This is a genomic window from Bacteroides sp. 14(A) (assembly GCF_000526555.1).
Classification (GTDB): domain Bacteria; phylum Bacteroidota; class Bacteroidia; order Bacteroidales; family Bacteroidaceae; genus Bacteroides; species Bacteroides cellulosilyticus.
Genome location: NZ_JAGH01000002.1, coordinates 1,526,192 through 1,547,752, shown reverse-complemented (window position 1 = coordinate 1,547,752; position 21,561 = coordinate 1,526,192). Strand labels below are relative to the sequence as shown.

General features: G+C 38.2%; 11 protein-coding genes and 1 tRNA gene. All 12 read right to left on the bottom strand.

The window, feature by feature from the left end:
- Window positions 1-14: 14 nt before the first annotated feature.
- A complete protein-coding gene (locus tag K429_RS0113100; protein ID WP_231501848.1) occupies window positions 15-2,336 on the bottom strand; it encodes a glycoside hydrolase family 3 protein in 2,322 nt (773 codons plus the stop codon).
- Window positions 2,337-2,575: 239 nt separating this feature from the next.
- Window positions 2,576-4,417, bottom strand: coding sequence for a T9SS type A sorting domain-containing protein (locus K429_RS28705; protein ID WP_026367196.1), 1,842 nt, complete (start codon window positions 4,415-4,417; stop codon window positions 2,576-2,578).
- A gap of 31 nt (window positions 4,418-4,448) precedes the next feature.
- Window positions 4,449-5,759 (bottom strand): family 16 glycosylhydrolase, encoded by a 1,311-nt coding sequence (locus K429_RS0113090; RefSeq protein WP_026367195.1) that lies wholly within the window; start codon window positions 5,757-5,759, stop codon window positions 4,449-4,451.
- A 16-nt stretch (window positions 5,760-5,775) separates the two neighbouring features.
- Window positions 5,776-7,698, bottom strand: coding sequence for a sialate O-acetylesterase (locus K429_RS0113085; protein ID WP_026367194.1), 1,923 nt, complete (start codon window positions 7,696-7,698; stop codon window positions 5,776-5,778).
- 33 nt (window positions 7,699-7,731) lie between these two features.
- Entirely contained in the window at window positions 7,732-10,401 is a 2,670-nt protein-coding gene (locus tag K429_RS0113080; protein WP_226810542.1) for an alpha-L-rhamnosidase, read from the bottom strand.
- 120 nt (window positions 10,402-10,521) lie between these two features.
- Window positions 10,522-11,712 carry a DUF4998 domain-containing protein gene (locus K429_RS0113075; RefSeq protein WP_026367193.1) on the bottom strand — a complete coding sequence of 397 codons (1,191 nt, stop codon included), beginning with the start codon at window positions 11,710-11,712 and terminating at the stop codon, window positions 10,522-10,524.
- A gap of 23 nt (window positions 11,713-11,735) precedes the next feature.
- Window positions 11,736-12,923 (bottom strand): DUF5000 domain-containing lipoprotein, encoded by a 1,188-nt coding sequence (locus K429_RS0113070; protein ID WP_007211971.1) that lies wholly within the window; start codon window positions 12,921-12,923, stop codon window positions 11,736-11,738.
- A gap of 36 nt (window positions 12,924-12,959) precedes the next feature.
- Entirely contained in the window at window positions 12,960-13,748 is a 789-nt protein-coding gene (locus K429_RS30680) for a RagB/SusD family nutrient uptake outer membrane protein (protein ID WP_052340654.1), read from the bottom strand.
- Complete coding sequence (locus K429_RS30675; RefSeq protein ID WP_052340653.1) at window positions 13,741-14,910, bottom strand: RagB/SusD family nutrient uptake outer membrane protein; 1,170 nt, start codon at window positions 14,908-14,910, stop codon at window positions 13,741-13,743. The genes K429_RS30680 and K429_RS30675 overlap by 8 nt, the downstream gene beginning before the upstream one ends.
- 11 nt (window positions 14,911-14,921) lie before the next feature.
- Window positions 14,922-18,089, bottom strand: coding sequence for a TonB-dependent receptor (locus tag K429_RS0113060; protein ID WP_026367192.1), 3,168 nt, complete (start codon window positions 18,087-18,089; stop codon window positions 14,922-14,924).
- A gap of 383 nt (window positions 18,090-18,472) precedes the next feature.
- Window positions 18,473-20,725: a hypothetical protein gene (locus tag K429_RS0113055; protein WP_155923406.1), complete on the bottom strand. Its 2,253-nt coding sequence runs from the start codon at window positions 20,723-20,725 to the stop codon at window positions 18,473-18,475.
- Between the two features lie 608 nt (window positions 20,726-21,333).
- A tRNA-Leu gene (locus tag K429_RS0113050) sits at window positions 21,334-21,417 on the bottom strand.
- Window positions 21,418-21,561: the final 144 nt, after the last annotated feature.

Genomic DNA, 21,561 nt, shown 5'->3' with positions numbered 1-21,561 from the left:
TCAAAGCAATATTACTATTTATGTGTCAATTCCTTAATTTCCCTCTTAAGTGGTAGGACAGTATGACATCTTTCTACAAGAATATCATCTACCAGTTTAAATGTGGCTTTCTTTCTTATATCTAAGGAAGATGCTCCCATCTGAATAGTATACTTACCCTTCTCTGCAATCCATGAAGAAAGTGATGCATCATAAGAAGCCAAAGAAGAAGAATCTAATTCGAACTCCAAAACCTGTGATTCCCCCGATTGCAGGAGTTTTGTTTTAGCAAAACCTTTCAGTTCATTTACAGGTTTCTCAAGTCGGATAGCTGGTGCCTTTAAATAAAGCTGCACCACCTCTTTACCAGGATATTCTCCTTTATTTGTAATAGTAATTTGCACCTTCATTTTTTTATGAAATATATCTGAACTTATTTTCAGATCTGAATAAGCAAAATGAGAATATGATAGTCCATATCCAAATTCATATGCCGGTCTAATACCAAATGTGTTGTAATAACGGTATCCTAAATAAATCCCTTCTTCGTATAAAGAATATTCCGGATTAGAAGCATCCTTAGGAGTTCCAGGAAAGTTATTATATGACGGGACATCTCTATAAGTCATTGGAAAAGATGCTGTCAGTTTTCCTGAAGGATTAACGGCACCACATAAAATATCAGTTATTGAATTTCCCCCTTCTTGTCCCCCTTGCCATGCCAGTAATATAGCATCTGCATAGTTACGCCACGATGCTACCTCCATTACATTAGAAATATTCATCACAATGATTACTTTCTTTTTCATCGCATGAAACTCTCTGCTAACGTTCTCTATAAGTTTAGCTTCTTCAGGTATAAGACCAAAAGCTTTCTCTGAAAGGTCAGATCCTTCGCCAGAATTCCTTCCAATTGTGATAACAGCTACATCCATTTGCTTCGCTAACAGCTTAATCCACGATTCGCTGACTTCCATTTCTGGTATAGAAGGTGATATTTCCATCGGATTATCTATCTTCCATATTTTATTTTGTTCTTTCACATACTCATCATAGACCTTTACAAGTTTAGAATCAACTTCAAACCCCGCAGAAGTAAGCCCTTGGTTTAAAGAAATATTATATGCCTTATGTACTCCTCCACTACCAAAACCACCAGCCATATTATCATAGGATGTACATCCGAATAATGCTATTTTCTGATTCTTATCTAAAGGTAATGTCGACTTCTCATTCTTAAGTAACACCATACTCTCAGCCGCAGCTCTCCTCACAATCTTTCCATTAGCCTCAAAAGGTGGTTGATCTGAATATGCATATTTCTTTAAAGAAGGTGATTTAGCTATTACAGAAAGAATCCGTTCAATATTACGATCCAATATTTTTTCATCCAACCGCCCTTCATTGACTGCATCATAAATAGCTTTCGTAAGCTCCCAATTTCCCGGCATTATCAAGTCATTGCCAGCTTTCATTTGTTCCACAGAATTGAGTCCAGCTCCCCAATCGCTCACAACACAACTACCATACCCCCATTCATTCCGCAAAATAGTAGTTAACAGTTCACTACTTTCCGAAGCAAAAATTCCATTAATCAAATTATAGGAACTCATTACAAGCCATGGATTGGATTCTTTGATGGCTATTTCAAAACCACGCAAATAGATTTCCCGTAAAGTTCTTTCCGTCAATTCACTACTATGTCTCAAGCGATTAGTCTCTTCACTATTAACAGCCAAATGTTTGATAGTAGCTCCTACTCCCTCACTTTGGATTCCATTGACCATAGCAGCAGCAATATGACCGGACAGATATGGATCTTCCGAATAATACTCAAAATTCCGTCCTCCGAGAGGATTCCGCTGAATATTCATTCCCGGTGCAAGTATAACATCAACCCCATATTCCAGAATTTCTTTCCCAAAGGCTGTTCCTACTTCTTTCACCAACTCTTTATCCCATGAAGAAGCTAACAAAGTCGCAACCGGGAAAGCTGTTGCATAATATTTCTTCTCACTGTTCTGCCGATGCGGATCGATACGTACTCCAGCCGGGCCATCGGATAGTATAATTGCGGGAATTCCCAAACGAGGAATAGGATAAGTCGTAGCTGCGGCTCCCGGTACCCCATACATCCTGATACCTGATACCTCTTGCGGAGCATCTCCCAATCTCCCCATTCCACCTACCAAATTAACTTTTTCAGCCAAAGTCATTGCCTCTATCACTTCTTTGACCGGATCCTTTCCCAGTTGAGGCAAATTCTTTAAGACCTGAGCCTGGAGACTTCCCCATGACAATGTCAATATAAAGATTTTAAATAATCCCGTTGTAATACACTTCATTCCTGATTTCATAATATTTATTATTAATATAACAGACTTGTACTTCTCATCCAGTCGGTAAAAAGACATCATAAATAACCCGAACAAGTTCTGTATTCCAATCTTCCCACTCTTAATCTAACAAACCAACAAAATTGGGAAGGGCCCCGAAATACAAGAGAATTTTTGCTAGGCAGAACAGATTCCCACCCAACCCACATATAATATCAATATGATAAATTTCCGTTTCAATTTATTCGCTCTATAAATAGTTATTGTTTTATTACTTTCAAAGTCACTTGTTCTTTGCCATCATTAACACACAGCATATATATTCCGGCATTCAAATCCGAGATATTCATTTGAGTCTCCAAACCATAAGTTACCTTTCGCTGTAAAATCCGGCCATTAAGATCATTAATCGTAATAGTGCGATTCCCCTCGTGTCCCCAATTAACAATCAATAAGCCAGTTGAAGGATTTGGATATAGTTTTATTCCCGCTTTACCAACAGGAGATGTTATCCCAACCACCTCTTCTTTTACAACCAGATACTGAGGTAAAATACTAAGATTCAATACAAGATACCCATTATCAACAGTCAATGGCATTTCACATCCTTGCCAGTCTATTAATCGCAATTTATCCACATCCGTCGGAGCCTTCACACGTATTGTAGTCCCCTCTGCTTTTGTTGTCCAGGCTGTATAGAAAGTAGTCTCCCCATCTTGACCAAAAGCAAGAACTTTATTGACTCCATCAAGGAGTGTCTCTTGAAAAGTATAATTTTTCAATAAGGACGCCACAACAGCTGCTGCCTGATAAGATGGCTTAGGCGAAAAGTCCGAACGAAGCAAACCAAAATTATGCTCTATATTGTCCGGTGTGTCTCCATCATTCTGAAAATCATACCAAAATACTCCGGGAGACATATAATGTCTGCGAGACAACAAATAAGTGCGAGCCAGATATGCCGCCTGTTCTATATCTAAATTAGTAGTACTGTTCCAACCGATTTCCGTAACCCACACCGATAATTCCTTTTTATCCGAACGTAGATTCTCTTCTGATATCTTCTTTAAATAAGGCCATACAGTTGGAATATTCACAGCCGGAATAGGCCCCCCGGTTCCTGCATATCCAAAATCAGGGGTATTAGGGGCCATATAAGGATGAATGCTATATCCATCTTGAAAGTCAACTCCCCCTGCATCCAAAACCGGTATGATAAAAGCTCCTCCAGGACCACCACCTGCTCCGGAACCACCACCGGAAATTAAAGTAATATCAGGATTAACCTTCTTTACAGTCGGATACACGACCTTTAATAATGGCAAATAGTCTTTTACCGGATCGGCATAATTGGGCTCATTCCATAACTCCCATTCAGTAACACGGTTTCCCATTTCTTTTACTGCATAAGCAAGTGCATTGGCACACCCTAACCGAGACTCCTCAGTTGTAGGAAAAGGAATAGTCGGAAAGCCATTCGGATAAGCAATTGCATTAGCATAACCGAAAACAATCAAAGGTTTAATACCTTCCTTCTCTGAAGCACTTACAAACTGATACATATGTTCCGGCATAACATACTTTCCTTTGGCCGGCTCCACATGTTCCCATGCCAAATCCGTACGGATACGCGTAAATCCTGCCATTCTTATCAGCCTGAATGTCTTAGAGTAATCGTTATCTTTAGGAGGATGAACACAAACGCCCATATCCAAAGGACGCTCCTCATCTATTATCTCAGGAACTACAGCATAATTCACTACAGTTGTCTGAATAATATTCTCATTATCAGCTAAAGTGAGTTCCAAAGTATAATACCCCAGTTCCGTCACATCAATAACAAGTTCTTTTCCGGCATTGGCAACTCCTGAAAAAGTCAGATTATCACCATAGCGCACCAGTTTACCTGTCAATCGCATATTGCCTTCTCCCAGATTCTTCGCAACATTCTTCTTGCCAATATCAGTCGAAACCAACACAGGATTCAATTGAATTTTCCCTGTATTCTCAAAGTCTGTCGGAGCAGCTGACCGGACTTGTGCCATATCAGCGCCCAATAAAAGAAAGCTTATCATTATTATTTTAAAAATACCTTTACCCATAATTCTCTTTTTAAAAGATGATTCAATAATACTATTTATGCGCTTTTGTAGCAGGAGGAGGACTGGAGAAATCTTTCAATTCCTTTTCTGCATATACTCTGATATAGTCTATATACATATCTGAGCCATTACCATAGCGTTCCAGATCTACAGGAAAAGGATTTCCCCCTATTGCCAGATTTGCAAGAAAAATATGTGGATTATTGCGGGTATCGTCAGTAGTCGGATGACGGAAAACCTCAATATTATCAAAATAATAGATTGTTTCTTTATAACCAGCATAAACAGCGTAGGTATGGAAGGTAGTTGACCAATAAGATTTCCCTCCTAAGCCCATAATTGGCACACGAGTTCTGTCTCCGTTTTTCCCTTTTCCATTCTCATCCACCTGTCCCCAATAATGACTAAAAACAGAATATCCTTCATGGTTAGGTCTTCCCTTTCCTCTGCCTCCATATGCCTCTATTATATCCAGTTCATCCCCTCCGGGTACTCCCCAGTCAAGCTGATTCACTGTCCAGAAAGCAGGCCATGTTCCTGGTGCCGACTGAGCAATAAAACGACACTCCATATAAAATGGAACCTTTGCCCAAAAGCCCTCACCATCCATATTAACGGAAGCAATGAGTCCTGTACTGCCCTTTTTCCCTTCCTGTTTGCGAGCCTTTATTCTTAGATATCCATCATACTGTTCAAAAGGATTATCTTCTCCATCTACATCAGCAAAAGCCCAACTGCCAAAATCGCCAAATCGAGGTTTATGTGCGCAATAACGTGCATTCCGTCCATCATTGGAAATAGACATGGCTCCATCAAAATCATCTGCAAATACAAGTTTCAGACCTTTGGCACCAGGAGGATTATTAAGTGGAATGCCCTGCTTCCATTTCACTCCTCCCTTATTATACAATTGCAGTTCAAACTCATCCTTTTGTCCTTTGCCATCACTGGCGCAAATACGTACGGTCATTGGACCCGCAGGAAATTTTTCCGCATCAAATTTAAAACTTCCTGAACCATCTTTTCCCAATTTTATTCCTTTCGGAGTCAAGTTCACATCATGTCCCCAATGACTTGGATTAGCTTGATCCGGCACTCCCCAACAATAAGCTTCTGCATGAAACATTCCAGGAGCTATAAATTTTACATTAACCACCCCTTTGATATTACTACGGCATGCAGGTTCAATTATCCGGATAGCATCTATCCATTCTTCTCCCTTATCTATTCCCCATAAGAAATAGTCATCATCATTATTATTCTGAGCTTGGCATAAGGTATTTCCACCTAAACTCATTAAAAACAAAGCACTTAAGACATATATTGTTTTGTTGTTTTTCATGGCTAACGGATTTTAATTAATATTGTGTTCTTACTTTCCAAGTATCCGTACGGAATGGAGAAGCAGGAAGTCCAACACTATTATACAAATTAGCGTCAATCGGATTATCAGCCCATGCATAACGAACAGCTACAGGATTTTCGATTTCATCACTGCTTACTACGATTGTATTTCCTTTTATAGCAGCCTGAGCATACACAAATTTCTGATCAGCTCCAGCTATAGTAAATCCCTTTAGATATCCATACTTATCTTTTGCAACCAGTCCCTGTGCTATATGGTTAAAAGTGAGAATTATTCTATTCCCATCTATTTTCATACTTTGATATTCAGGTCCTGAAAATTCTACCTCTTTACCGTAAGTTTTGGCCAAAGCATTGAGGGCCAATCTATGGCCGACATCCTGTTTATTACGAGGATGAATATCTTCAGTTTCACCTATGTCAATAGCCAAAGCTTCACCTGTATATGGCAATTCCAAAGTAAGATGTTGCGATTCGCGTAATTCTGCCCAATCGCTCTGCCCCGGTTCTTCTGCCGGTTTCATAAAGTTAGCTAGTTGTACCCAGTAAAAAGGCATCTCAGCATATTTCCACTGCTTACGCCAATCCCTGATCATATTTGGAAATAAAGAACGATAACGATAAGCATCACCCGAATTTGATTCCCCCTGATACCATATGGTTCCCTTTATAGGGAATTTGGTAAGAGGTGCCAGCATGGCATTGTATAGTAATGAAGGATAACTGTTAGGTCCTAAGGTCTCTGTAGTTTCAATAATCTGCGAGACCCTATATTTCCAGTCACCGGCAAGAGGAATACGCTCATTGGCAGTCAGGCAATACATTTGCTTCATTTCACCGGTGAAACCTCCATCACCCGTATGATTGACAGCTTTTACGACTAAAACATTTCTACCAACTTTTAACCGTTCAGGAGAAACTATATATTCACGAGGGGTATTATAAGAATCCATCTTACCGATTTCTTGCCCATTAAGATAAGTAACATCCCAATCGTCAATAGCACCAAGGGATATGACTATCGGCTCTTTGGCCTGTTCAGCCGTTAAATCAAATTCTTTACGAAACCAGATCACTCCATCGCCATAAATTCTCATTCCGCCCCACATACCCGGAAGATGTGTTTCCTTCCATTTAGTTATATTCGTTTCAGGCAGATACCATTTTTCAGATAATCCTTTATCCGATTCTAAAACCTGATAAATATCCGGTTGATCTTTCTTCTCAAACTTATGAAAAAAACCGGGATCACACATCATTTTTACCCTTTCTGCATAACCGGGGATTTTCCCCATCTCTTCCATACTTGTCCATGTTTCTACAACAGTACCTCCCCATGAACTACTAATCAAGCCAATAGGCACATCTATCTCTTTTTGCAATTCACGGGCAAAGAAATATCCTACAGCAGTAAAACGAGGCACTGTCTGCGAAGTACATTCCATCCAACCAGATGTATCCACATCAAGCTCCGGCTTATTGGACATAGCACGATTAATATGCAAAAGTCTTATTGTCGGACAGTTGGCATTTTTGATTTCATAATCTGCATTTCTGACATCCTGCATAAGCCATTCCATATTAGATTGTCCTCCACAAACCCATATATCTCCAATTAAAATGTTTTTCAATACGATAGTATTAGTGTTACCTTGAACAGTCATTTCATAGGGCCCCCCATATGGCATTGCCGGTAATTGCACCTCCCATATTTTATCTTTTCCGGCTTTAGTTTTCATTGTTTGTCCATTCAAGGAGACTGTTACGCGCTCTCCGGAATCAGCCCATCCCCAAACCGATACCGGTTTATCCCTCTGAATCATCATGTTGTCAGAAATAGTATTTGGCAGCTTCACTTTAGCAAAAGCTGTTACTACAAACAACATCAACAGAGTAGAAATATAAATTCTCTTCATTTATCCAATGGTATTAATAGATTAAAATATCAATTACTTCTTCACAAATTCCATACTATAGCATCCTGAAGGTAGATAATAAACATTATCCGCTTTTTTCAACAGTTCAACTGTAGTTTCTCCAGAACCCAATATGACCTTACGTATTTTAAAACCAGTTGGTAAAGACAAAGCCGCAGTTGTATTAGCAGGTACTATAGCCTGATAATGAATTCTTTGTTTATCCCTTTTCCATTTTGAGACAATTGTACCATAACGTGATTGATAAGAAGCAGAAGCATGAGACAAGCCGGAAATAAAACAAGGCTGAAGCAAAATATTCTTATAACCCGGCAAAACGGGGTCCGGTTTAATCCCGCCTAATGCTTTGTAAAACCAGGCACTGATTTCACCAAACATAATATGATTTCGTGACATATCCTCTTTCAGATTCCAGTTTTCATACAAAGTAGTAGCTCCATTTTCAATCCACCATCCCCAAGAAGGAAAAGTTTTCTGACTAGCAACTTCATAAGCTAAATCCGCATATCCATTATCACTTAATGCATTCAAAAGAGCCTTAGCACCAAAGATTCCAACATCAATATGTTTACCATCCTTTATTACTCTTTCAGCCAAATGAGCCGCTGCTTTACTTTTCAGTTCTTCCGGAATCAATCCCCAATACAGAGGCATAGCCTGTTCAGCTTGTCTTCCTTCACCATATAGTCCATTTGCTCTGTTTAAATATCGTTCATTAAATGCTTCCTTTATTTTATTACTTAATGCCACATATTTTTTCTCATCCTCAATCTTACCTAACAAAGCTGCAGCTTTAGATAAAATTACAGCATCAATATAATAATAAACAGATGCAACAAATTCTGTAGGAATCTTTGATTTATAAACTGCCCAGTCACCTAATCCCCAAGAAGTTAGTCCTGATGGAGTAATATCTGTCACATGATCTACATATCGTTTAATACTTTCATAACAATCAGCAAGTAACCGGCTGTCTCCATAAAACATATATATATTCCACGGAATAATGGCTATTGTAGAAGTACAATCCAGCCCATTTGCCCACTCAAATCCCCAGCCACTGTCAGGAATAATACAAGGTAACACCCCATTCGGCTGCTGAGCATCCCGATGATCAGCCAACCATTTTTCATAAACGGTAATGCCATCGAAATTAAATAATCCAGTTTCTATTGCAATATTAGCATCATTCGTCCAACCATTTTTCTCTCGCTGAGGACAGTCAGTTGCATATCCAAATAAATTGGATAAGTAAGCTGTATTTGTAGCTTCCCAAATTTTATTAATCAAAGGATTTGATGTTTCAATATGTCCAGTTACAGGTACATCATTGTGCATAAACCAAGCCGTCAGGTTATCGACTGTCAAAGTAATTGGCCTATCGGCAGTAACCTCCGCATACTGAAATCCCTTGTAATTGAACAAAGGCATAAATGTTTCCACTTCATCTCCCTTCAATGTATAAATATCCGTTTGAAACGGATCTTTATCATCTTTAGGACGATAGTGAGCTTCTATTTGCCTCATATCCAACCTACCATCTTCGCCAAGCATTTCGCCATGCTTCACACGGATCTCCATTCCTTTCTGTCCCTCTATCTTCAATTCTGTTACACCGGCAATATTCTTTCCAAAATCAAACAGATAAGTCATATCATTAATTTTAGTGACCCGCTTAGGAACTATCCGTTCAACATTACGGATAGGATGCAACTGCTGTGAAACAATATTTTGTGAAGGTGCATCCCGAAAAAGTACATTTTTCCATTTGCTATCGGAAAAATGAATGGTATTCCATCCTGGCTGTTCATAGCGTGCATCGTAATGCTCCGCTGTATATATACTATTGAAAACAATAGGTCCAAAAGAAGTCTTCCAATCTTTTCCTGTACTAATTGTCTCTTTTGATCCATCAGCATAAGTAATGCGCATATCCATACAGAAAGCCGGTCTGTCCCGCCAAGGCGCCCGATCAAAAAACCACACAGCCATTGATTGGTGGTTATACCATCCATTACCTAAAACTACCCCAATAGCGTTATCCCCACTTTGCAAATAAGAAGTCACGTCATAGGTAACATATAAATTACGCCTGTCAAAGCGGGTAAACATTGGATCAAGCCGGTGATCACTGACTTTCTTTCCATTGATATATAATTCATATAATCCAGCCACAGCTATATAAGCACGCGCCTCATCCACAGGCTTAGATAGATTGAAAACTTTGCGAAAATAAGGAGCTTGTTTCACATGTTTACTATGTCCATCGAGTCCATGTCCATCACTAATCCACGCGCCTTTCCAATTTCCAAGACTCATCATCCCAGTCTCAAAAGTTGCCACATCAGAATGAAGTTCTTTATTATTCTTATCCCATACATAAACCTGCCAATAATATTTGGTAAAAGGTTTCAAAGCCTTCCCATTATACACAATCAGCATATCTTCCGAAGGTACTCTGCCTGTATCCCAAATATCAATCTGTCCGGATTTCAATTTTTCTTGCTCCGTAGATATTAAAATACGATATGCAAGCTGCTTTGCTCCATACTCAGTATCATCCAACAACCAAGTTAACCGGGGAAACGGGGTATCAATCCCTAAAGGGTCAGATAAATACTCACAACGTAAATTAGTGGGATGAGAAAATGAAGACAAATTAACTCCCCACAGAAGTAGCATTAGACAAATATATTTTATAAAATTCATCATTTATTATTTTTCATTTTACAATCAGCCGGAAACAAGAAGTGGATATACCCAATAAAAGCACTCTATTTCCGGCTGTTTTACCTTGAAAACCTAATTCTTTTTCAATTCAAACTTATTATATTGGGTTTCTTGAGAAGGTTCTATGTTGGCAACAAGCCCTACCGACACAATACTTGTTTCCTTCAGTTCAAATTCACATTGTAGAACAGTACCTTCGGGAATACCAGGAACCACTTCCTGATAGGAAAGAGCGAAGCGTTCAACATCTTCGATATTATTTACCTCTATTCCCTTAGATACTACCACGTATTCTTTATTAATTGAAGCAGAAAGCCTTCCAACCGTTGCTTCAAAAGTATAAATTCCGGGATTCAAGGAAAGTATCTGGTAAATTTTCGCATTATACAAGCCTTGTACCGGACTATAGTCAGGCCATGACCAAATAGTCATTGCATTATTGAAATTCCGGTCAACATTTCCATTCACCCTTCCTGCTTCATTAGTATTCCATCCCTTAGCAACTCCAAAACGGTCATTCCACCAACCTTGATCCGTAATCTCAAACGGTGCTTGGGCATTGGTTAATTCCGAGGGGAACTCAACAATCCCTTGCTCCTTTGCTGCATAAAATTCATCTATCGCTTCTTTGACAGGCTTATATCTCGTCACATAAGTAAAAGGAGTTGCAACATCACAGTCATCCAAAAGAATCTGATTTATAGAATCAGGCATGAACACTTTTTTTATACTACCTTTGGAATCTGTATACTCTAAGTCAACTCCCACTTCCATTTGTTCAGATTCATACCAATTTATTAAAAGGCCTTCCGGTGTCACCGTTTTTGTCCGGATAACCCTGTTAAAAAGAGAACTTTCATAATTCTTTCCATAGGCTGATCCTTCCGCCTCAACAGTTATAGATGAATTTCCATAGTCATCGTGAGTTATAAGCTTAAATCGATAGCTTGTTTCTTCCAGATCATCTATAATAACTCTAATAGTATCCCTATCATGCGAAGTTAGGTCAATAGGCAAATTGAAAAGCTTCTCAATCCCACCTTGTTCATAATAGATATCACAGGAAGTTACCCTAGGATCGACCATAAGCCATTCAACCTGCACCCTTTCTCTACCAGGAAGAATTCTTACTGAATCAGCCTTTTGAGGGTATATAATCTCTCCACCCGCCAGATATTTTTTGTAATCATCAGAATCTACGCAACTTATGCATATGCCGCAGAAAAAGATGACAAATAAAAATCCGAATATATTCTTTTTCATATTTTCAACATTTTATAATTACTCTATTCTTCTTCAGCTCCCCAGAAAGACAATTCCATAAGATACCATGATCCTCTTGCCCCACTCCACGTTTCCATCACTTTCAATCTCAGGTAACGGATAGCCGGTACTTCTAATGGAAAAGAAAACTCTTCACCATCATTCAATAATTGAGTATCTTCTGAAGATAGTTCACCTAAAGGAAGTCCGGAAGGCTTAACAGAAGTCGCAGTGGTCAGATATACCCAGGAATCATCCCATGATCCATCTGGATTAGGCGCTGTACTGCCCCATATCTCCATCTTCTTCACATTTCTATCCGCAAATCCATATCCCCATGTTTGACGTTGCCAATATCTAAATCGACTCAGTTTGATTTTTTCAGCTCCCAAGTCAATCGTTATCCATTGCGGCCACGTTGTTCCATCTGTGTGGAATCCACTTCCATCAGCCGTACTTCCATCCCACAACATAGGAACCGTCCACCCATAAGCAGATGGTTCATCTGTAGGCAAGTTATATTGTCTGAAAAGAGTCTTATCAAGCTCATGTTCATACATCGGAGTTAATTCACTAACAAGCGTGTCCGTCATGTTATTCCAACGATCTCGAATATACACCCCGAACGTTGTAGGAATAGTATCCATATTACGTATAGATACGGAACCTTCCAACCGCTTTGTATAGAGAGTTTCCCCCGACGACCAATATCCCAAAGAATCAATATACATTAGAGTGATTGCCAAATCTGCTTCCATTGGATTCTCAAATGTCACCGTTGCACCTCCAAAATCTTTCATCAAAGACAAGGTTTTATATACATCTTGGAAAGGTGGGTTCAAAGGTTTGGCACTCAAGGTCACAGGTGAAGGATTAACTACTTCACTGCGATTCACTGAATACAAATTTATCTGATAAGAACAAGTATCCGGAAAGCCCTGTATTATCAGATTATTATTATATGCAGAGGCCTTGACTTCGCGTTTTATACCATTCATCACACATTCTGCCTTCACATAAGCCAATGCCTGGTCATTAGGCAAATCATATTTCAGTTTAATCGCTCCGGGCAAACGCTCAACCTGTACATTAGACACATTACCCGGTATTGTGGAGTCTGAAACCACCGGGCCACGCTCTTCGTCACTGCATGCTGCAAACAAAGAGGTGCAGATTACAGCTATCCATATTATATACTTATATATTTTCATACGATGTTCAAGTATTAAATAGTTTTTAATAAACTTTTACCAACCAGGGTTCTGATCTAAATTCGGATTAACAGACAAATCATATTCCTTTATTGGCCAGAAATAGTTTTTAGTTGTGAACTGTGGAGTAAATATGGTCTTCACACGATAATAGGGTTCCGCCTCCGACTGTTCAATATCCCATCCCAATATAGGACGGTTATGCCACATTTCCTTAGCCTTTTTCCAACGACGAATTTCCCAATACCGATGACCTTCATTTGCTAATTCAATCAATCTTTCCCTTTGTATGATCTCGCGTAAACCATCCTGAGTATCAGGTTTAGATTTACGGGAAGGAATCGCATATTTCTTCCATGAATTTTGTACATCTTCCAAGCCAGCACGTTCACGTACAAGATCAATCCACTTATAAACTTCAGAAGAAGGACCATACGCTTCATTCAAAGTTTCAGAGTAAAGTAAGTACAAATCTGCCAATCTTATTACTGGCCATGGATAATCTACAATGATATACCCGGCAGCATTTCCCTCCAGAAGATTATTCTGATAATTAGCCAGTTTTTTACAAAAATATCCAGTAGCAGAATAAAGCGACATTCCTCTCTTCCCGGCAGGTTCACCTACCCTAGCACGGATCACCCATTGGTCTTCCATATCATATTTTCCAATGCCATACCACAAATTTCTGTCAAACGAAAGATTTGCATAAAACCGAACTTCCCTATCAAAATTAAGCGTAGCAGTTTGCTCACCTTCTTTAATATTATATTTATATTCAGAAGTCGCTGTTTTTAATCTATACCTATTGGTATACTTACCCATACTTACCCATACTTACCCATTCTTCATCCTCTTCAATGGGTACTCCATGAGAACTATAAAACATTTCTGCAACATTCAGAGGCGGAGCAAGTACAAGCCTATGACCTTCATTAGAAGTAAACTTTGCATCCAGCGTTGGTGTACTAAGCATCTGAATATGACCAGATAAATTATTTGTATTTGCCCAGATAACTTCTTTATTCAAATTAAAATTATTCTCTGCCACACTGTTACGAATACTCATCTGAACAGTCAGTTCATCATTAATCCGATCATTTGAGTTCGGAGAATATTTGTAGAGTTTAAAACCCGCCGAATCGCACATTGCAATAGCTGTTTTACAAGCAGTAGCAGCCTTTTCCCATTTTGCCAAATCTTTCGTAGGATTAAAATAAGGAATCCCATCATTATCTTTAAAGTTCAAATAATCTTCATTTCCATTAAATAATGGACTGGCAGCTTCTACCAATACTTTTGCTTTAACAGAAAGTGCAATAGGCTGAGTTGCACGTCCCATTTCAGTAGTCAATTTAGGAAGCTTAACCGGCAGATCCGCACATGCCTCATCAAGAAGACTCACAATATAATCAAAACAGTCATCCACTGGTTGTCTTTTCACTTGCACTTCCTCAACAGAAGCTGAAACTGGCAAATTAACTTTTATCAAAGGAATGGGACCATACATGCGCAGTAACCAATAATGATAATATGCTTTAAGAAACTTTACTTCTGCAATCCATCTCTTCTTTTCAGACACATCTAAAGCTGGTACATTATCTACTTTCTCAAGAAAAATATTGCAATCACGCAAAGCCTGAAACATAGCTTTCCCTCCTTTGGCTCCATCCCAATAATTTAGAGAAGGATCAACCACATTCTGATTTCCTCTACCTATTATTTCATAAGGATCATTATAAAAGGTATTAGTAGCTTGAGGGTAAGGAACCATAAATTCATCTGCTATAGTAAAAGCCTGTTCATACACACTGGCATGAGAGGGCATATAGGAATAGCAAGTAAAAAGAAATTTTTCTGCCGTATTCCGACTTGTAAAAGCATTGTCTATAGTTGCTATATTATCTGGAACAACTTCCAGATAATCAGTACAAGAAGCGCTAAAAGCCAATGCCAATACAGCTAATATAATTCTATATTTCTTCATAATATTTACAATTAAAATGATACTGTGAGACCCAAATTATAAGACTTCTGAATAGGATAACCTAAACCATTTCCACCCATTTCCACATCCCAAAGCTTAAATTTACTAAAACATAGCAGGTTCGTTCCATTCACATATATGCGAGCATTACTAAGCCTCATTTTCTTCAATAGGGAAGCTGGTAAAGTATATCCTACTTCAACTGATTTAAGTCTCAGAAAGTTACCATTACGCATAAACCATGTACTCATCTGCGAATTGTTCTTATTTACAGTAGGACTAAGACGGGGCCACAATGCATACAAGTCACGATTATCTTCTGACCAATGACTATCTGCATACGCCTTCAAAAGTTGAGTTTCATTATTGAAAGGCGAAGTATTTTCTGCATCAATCCAGAAACTGGAACGTGCAGATCCCTGAAAGAAACAGGAAAAATCAAAATTCTTATAACCGCTCGAAACTCCAAAACCATAAATAATCTCTGGATCGGTGGGATAGCCAATAGGAACCATATCTTCTTCCGTTATTTTGCCATCTCTGTTGACATCACGATATTTTATATCTCCAGCCTTATATTCACCAAAAGACTGAACTGGAGAGTTTGCCACATCTGCATCGTCTATAAACAGCCGTTCAGCAATCAGTCCCCATTGTTGTGATAATGGATGTCCCACATGTTTTCTATAAGAATCTGCATAATTAGGCTCTTCATATACTAAAAACTCACTGGTGGCAAAAGTGAAGTTAGCACGTGCTTTCAGCCAAACAGACTTTCCAAACGTAGTATTATACACAATTGACCCATCTACTCCCTGCGAACGTGCTTCACCAACATTCGCGCGTTCAGTAGCAGTCAATCCCATAGTAGTGGGAATGGAAGTGCGGTCCATAAGAATATTCGTACGATGCTCGCGGAAATAATCAGCTTCCATCACAAACGCATCATCAAACAATCCTAATTCGAAACCAATATTAGTTTTATAAGCTATTTCCCAAGTGATATCTTCGTTGGCATTACGAGTAACAAGAACTCCATCACGATAATAATAGCTTCCAGGAATACCAAATTGAGCTCCCCTATCCGCACTATTCATATTTACATTAGACAGATAGAAGAAGCGATCATAATCACTACCAATAGCATCGTTACCAACCAAGCCATATGTACCTCTCAACTTCAATTTAGAAATAAAAGGCACCTTCCAGAAACTTTCATTGGAGAGTGTCCAAGCAAGACCTGCTGAAGGGAAAAAGCCAAAACGGCGACTCTTATGGAAACGTTCACTCCCATTATATCCAAAATTAAATTCTGCAAAATACCTGCTCTTGTACGAATAAGTACCACGACCTGATAAACCCAAGTTTCTATGTGGCAAAGATAATTGCAAATCACCTGCATTACCGGTCAATGAATTGCGCATCGTATACACAAGCATACCACTAACCGTATGATCTTTCTTAAAAGTGCGATTATAGTTAGCCATAATCTCTACATACACTGAAGAAATCACATCTTTCTGTCCTTCACTATAACCCAAATATTCGGTACCGGAGGTCTCATTTAGCGACTGTAATCGATATTTATTCGTTGATTTATTATAAGAATCTATCTTGTAATAGAAAGGATTAAAGAAGCGTGATACATCAAAAAATGAATAACGAGATGTGTTGAATAATCCCCTAACAGACAACCCCTCTGTCAGAAAAGAAAGATCTTGTTCCAACTCAAACTGAGCATCTATTTTGCTTTTTGAATAATCCTTATATCCTTTTACCATTTCTGCATACGGATTGATATAAGTAGGACTTCCTTCTCCTGCATTTCCAAATAAAATGTGACTGGTTGCTATATTCGCATCATCCGGTTCATAATAGGGTGGAAAAAGTACAGGATTAGCATGCATTACCTGATTATAGACCTCTGTTCCACCATTTATTGGTCCAGTATAATCATCAAATGTAGCATTGATACGTAAAGCCGCCTTTGTTGTTTTCGTAAGATTAAAATTCAGGTTACTACGGAATGAATAAGTACGCAATCTTATATTATTTATAAAATTATTACGTTTATCCACTTTCAAATTTCCATTATCTTGTACGAAAGACGCAGCGAGATAATAACGAGCAACTTTTCCACCTCCATTAGCATTCAAATTCACTCGATACACAGAGGCATTATCCTTAAACATCTCATTGTACCAATCCGTAGCCGGATATACGTATTTATTTGTACCCGCAATCGTATTGTCTATCTTAGATTGTGAATAAGGAGTTGCTCCATCAGGCCTGCGCGTCAATACAGCCTCATTGCCTAATCTCATATAAGTAATTGGGTCTGCCAACTCTACATTTCGGGTAGACTGTGTTATTGCAGTTTCTACACGAGCAGAAATATTTAACTTCCCTTCAGTACCTTCTTTTGTCGTCACGGCAATTACACCATTTGCACCACGGGCACCATATACGGCAGTGGAAGTAGCATCTTTCATTATTGAGAAATTTGCAATATCATCCGGTTGCAGACGAGCTAAGTCCGTAGCAGTCACTTCAATGCCATCCACTAATATCAGTGGATCTTTTTTATATCCGAAAGTGGTCACACCTCGAATAAAGAAATCTGCATTATCGGCACCAGGCTCTCCACTCCGTTGATAAGAAATCATACCGGCTATATTTCCAGCCATCATAGTTGTTATGTTGCTTGAAGAAACTTTCTTCAATTCTCCCATATTCAGAGATACGACAGAACCGATAACATCGACTTTCTTCTGTTTTCCAAATCCAACAATAACGACTTCATCCAATCCTTCTACATCTTCCGAAAGAGTAACCGGAATTATCCGACGCTTACCAACTACCACCTCTTCGGTTTTATATCCAATAAAACTAAATCGCAGTGTACATGTGTCCGAAGGCACTGTAATAGAATACTCACCGTCAGGATTAGTTATTACTCCCTGAGAAGTTCCTCTAATGCTGATAGTAACTCCCGGCATCACCTCACCATAACTATCAGTGACAAGTCCGGTTACAGTTCTTTTATTCTGTTGCTGAATCCCAGATGTACCGGCATACATTTCCACATAGGCACCTGCAATAAGAAATATGCAGATACAAATAAAAGTCAGTGGATATAAGCTGCTTTTTTGTACTGTTTTAAAGTTTTTGTTCTCCATGTATTTTAGTATTTAATGTTTCAGTATGTTTTCAAGATACCATACATAACTCAGGTAATATGTGTCTATTTTCGCAAAGCTGTGTTTCATAAATTAAATATTTAAAGTTAATGAATAAAAGGGATGCGTGCACTCATCCCGTTTTTGTTTTCGAAATTACGGAAAGGGGATTAATTCTATATTAACAGGATATTAATCAAATCTTTTTGCGAGTATCATTCATTACTAAAACAGTGATAATCAATGAGAAAAAAAATATTATTTTCTTTCATTAATTATCACTGCTATAAAGCAAGTCAATCAGCATTCATACAAAATATGAGGAATAAGTCTCCATATTCTATATATTCTGATAGATCACCTATCGTAAATAAACTTCAAGTTTAATGAATGATATCCTGATATTCAAAAGCCGGTTTTTCATTTAACATATTCATATAAGCCACACTGAATCTTTCAAAAGCTTGTTTTGAAAGTCCCTTTTGTCCTTGCTGATATAAAATACGGCATTTCACTTTAATTGCTTCCTCATTAGTAGTATCGTGCAATAAAATAGCATCTGCTATACATAGAAGTAATTTCTGATCATTCTCTGTATCTTTCAAACTCAACATAGTAGTCAGCAAATCAATCAGATTATCAGAAAAATCAGCTTTATATGCATCCGCCCATTCTACATTCATATTGGGAAGCAAAGAACCGCTGGAAACAATATTAAGTAAACGTTCCAGCATCACCAAACTAAAACCTTTCTCCTTTTTTATGTAGTTTATAGTATTTATTGCATCATAATAATCACATGTGATTTCTTTTCCTATATCCAAATGCCAGTAGCTATTTTCATTAACAAGAGTGATATCCCCTATTTCCTTAAGAATAAGCCTCAGCTTCCGGATATTTACACTTCTATTATTTGTAGCGCTCGCTTTGTCCATTCCAAACCAAAAGACCTCATCTATTTTCTGTGAAGTCGTACCCTTGCCATCTTTTATGGAATGCAATAGTAAGAAAACAAAAAGTTGTCTGGTTATCAGACTGAAGCTACCTGTTATATCTTCTCCTGTGCGATTGAAAACCTGAAAGCCTCCCAACAAACGAATACATGAGATAGGTTTTTCTTTTATAATTTCAGGTATTTCCTCTACTACTGAATTTACCGAAGAAGAATCTGCCGATACTTGCACATCTACAACTTTTCGCTTCTTCTTATAGCCCCACATGCCTATTGCCCCTATTACACTAACCAGTAAAATCAATGATACCCCAAAAAGAAAGTGGTTATCAGACAACACCTCCTTTTGCATAATCTCTGAAATCTTCAAAGGAGGATAGCGTAATGAATAGATATTTATTTTATATTGCTGATTTATTCCTGCATTCAGAACTACCGCATACAACTTTTGTTGTTTCGGATATAAAAAAAGATCAGCGAATGACTCCGTATCCAGAAACCGGTATGGAATCGGCTCGCCTAAAATATCCTGCTGAAATGTATTCATATCCAAAGAAAGCAACCTGATATCCGAATCAAATCTCTCCTTACAAAAAGTTAGTGCGTATATTTTCCCACTTTCTTTATCAATAACCAGAGAATTTCCCAAAGTACGATGTTCTTTCTCTAAAGTAATATCCGCAAGTTTTCTGACCTTTCCCGTTTTATAATCAACCTCATACAAATCATCAAAATTTCTGGGAGATTCTTCCTGCTTACCTGACAAACTTCCAAATCCTCCCATAACAAGAAACTTTCCATTTCCCAGATAACCAGCTGCACTCAGAAAACGAGGAGCAACTTCAGGTGCCAGAGAATGAATATTCCAATCTCCACCCGACAAAGAATGACAAGCTAAATTAGCTTTAAATGCATGATTACCATATCCCCCAAAAACAACCAGCGTATTCGTTTCAGAGTCTATAAATCGATTATGGTGTTGTATAGGAGCAAGCCCTTCAACACCAGGATAAGAAGACCATGAATTCCCCTCCAGATCATAAGTTATCAACTGAGGAAAAAGTACACTATAGGACACGAGCCGATCCATCACAGGATCATAAATAGTCTGACTGCCTCCACTCGCAAAGGGCGCTCCCCCTTGCGTTTTTACACACTGCAGTTCATTGTTTTCAGTATGATAAATATATAAAGAGTCCGAAGTAGCCACAAATATACGGCCATGTTCAGTATCCGTTGCAATTTGCGGATTCCTCTCATTAACAGATATTTCTATTTTCTTTTCCCAGCTTACATATTCCTCAATATTCCATATACCATTTGATACTTGTGCTTTTATATTATCAATTTCGTCATATACGTGATCCTTTCTATGTTTATCCAAAGTCCACCGGGCAACCGGTTCCTTTTTATTATCAAATAACTTCAAATTACGAATACTCATAGGAGGTACATCAGTTGTAACAAAGGCCGGATGCTCATTACAGCCCATAAAAATCTTAATATGATCCATGTTTTGGAAACCATGAGGCATATGCACAGTCTCGTTGCCCACACTGCATATTATTTCCTGGGGAAAAAAAGAAATATTAATATTCATCCAAGTATCTCCAAGAACGATATCTTCCCCTTGCAACTCCTGATTTGAAATAATCCCATCAGAACCACATAATATAAAATTCATCTTGGCAATATTCAGATTGGCTACCAAATCCAATGTTTCCACATCATTAGAGACAATACGACACACATAACCATAAGTAAGATTAGCTTTCTGAAGTGAGAGTTCAAAGTTAAAAGAAAAACCGTGTCTAAAATTGAATCCCTGCTCGGAAGCTAAAATCATACCTGTGCGTTCATCCTGATTTACTTCGTGAGAGTGAAAAGACAACCCATAATGGTCTGTCAGTTCTTTACTTGTAGCAATTGCAATACCATATATTAGTACGATAACAAGTATTGCATACCTCTTCAGCACCATAAACTCTTAATATATTCTGTGTAACTAATTGTGAACTTAAGCACATTACTTACACGCAATATTCGCAAAAATAAAAGAGACAACCAAACATTTAACAAGAAAATTAGAAAGAAATCTAATTCTATTTAAAAGATGAAATAATTATTTTATACGATTCCATATAATGGATACCGCCACAGATATTCATAAGTAAATCTTCTGATTTTTACGATAAGTTCAAATTAAAGTTCCTTGAAAGATCCTTGAAAATCAGCGCATTACAAGAAGAGAAAAGAAAAGCGGAGAGAGTTTTTCAACTTTCTCCGCTTCAGTACCCAGACCCGGGGTCGAACCGGGATGGAAGTGAATCCACTGGTGTTTGAGACCAGCGCGTCTACCGATTCCGCCATCTGGGCATGCTTGATTTCTCAATTGCGGTGCAAAGATACGTTTTTTTTCTAAACCTGCAATACTTTTCCTAAAAAAAGGAGAAAAAAGTCATAAAACATTCTACAAACATTCCGTGTTTCCAAAATATAGTGTACTTTAGCAGAAACTTT

Coding starts and splice junctions, on each gene's coding strand:
- K429_RS0113100 (WP_231501848.1), bottom strand. CDS start 2,336: ATGAAATCAGGAATGAAGTGTATTACAACGGGATTATTTAAAATCTTT.
- K429_RS28705 (WP_026367196.1), bottom strand. CDS start 4,417: ATGGGTAAAGGTATTTTTAAAATAATAATGATAAGCTTTCTTTTATTG.
- K429_RS0113090 (WP_026367195.1), bottom strand. CDS start 5,759: ATGAAAAACAACAAAACAATATATGTCTTAAGTGCTTTGTTTTTAATG.
- K429_RS0113085 (WP_026367194.1), bottom strand. CDS start 7,698: ATGAAGAGAATTTATATTTCTACTCTGTTGATGTTGTTTGTAGTAACA.
- K429_RS0113080 (WP_226810542.1), bottom strand. CDS start 10,401: ATGCTACTTCTGTGGGGAGTTAATTTGTCTTCATTTTCTCATCCCACT.
- K429_RS0113075 (WP_026367193.1), bottom strand. CDS start 11,712: ATGAAAAAGAATATATTCGGATTTTTATTTGTCATCTTTTTCTGCGGC.
- K429_RS0113070 (WP_007211971.1), bottom strand. CDS start 12,923: ATGAAAATATATAAGTATATAATATGGATAGCTGTAATCTGCACCTCT.
- K429_RS30680 (WP_052340654.1), bottom strand. CDS start 13,748: ATGGGTAAGTATACCAATAGGTATAGATTAAAAACAGCGACTTCTGAA.
- K429_RS30675 (WP_052340653.1), bottom strand. CDS start 14,910: ATGAAGAAATATAGAATTATATTAGCTGTATTGGCATTGGCTTTTAGC.
- K429_RS0113060 (WP_026367192.1), bottom strand. CDS start 18,089: ATGGAGAACAAAAACTTTAAAACAGTACAAAAAAGCAGCTTATATCCA.
- K429_RS0113055 (WP_155923406.1), bottom strand. CDS start 20,725: ATGAATTTTATATTATGTGGTTCTGATGGGATTATTTCAAATCAGGAG.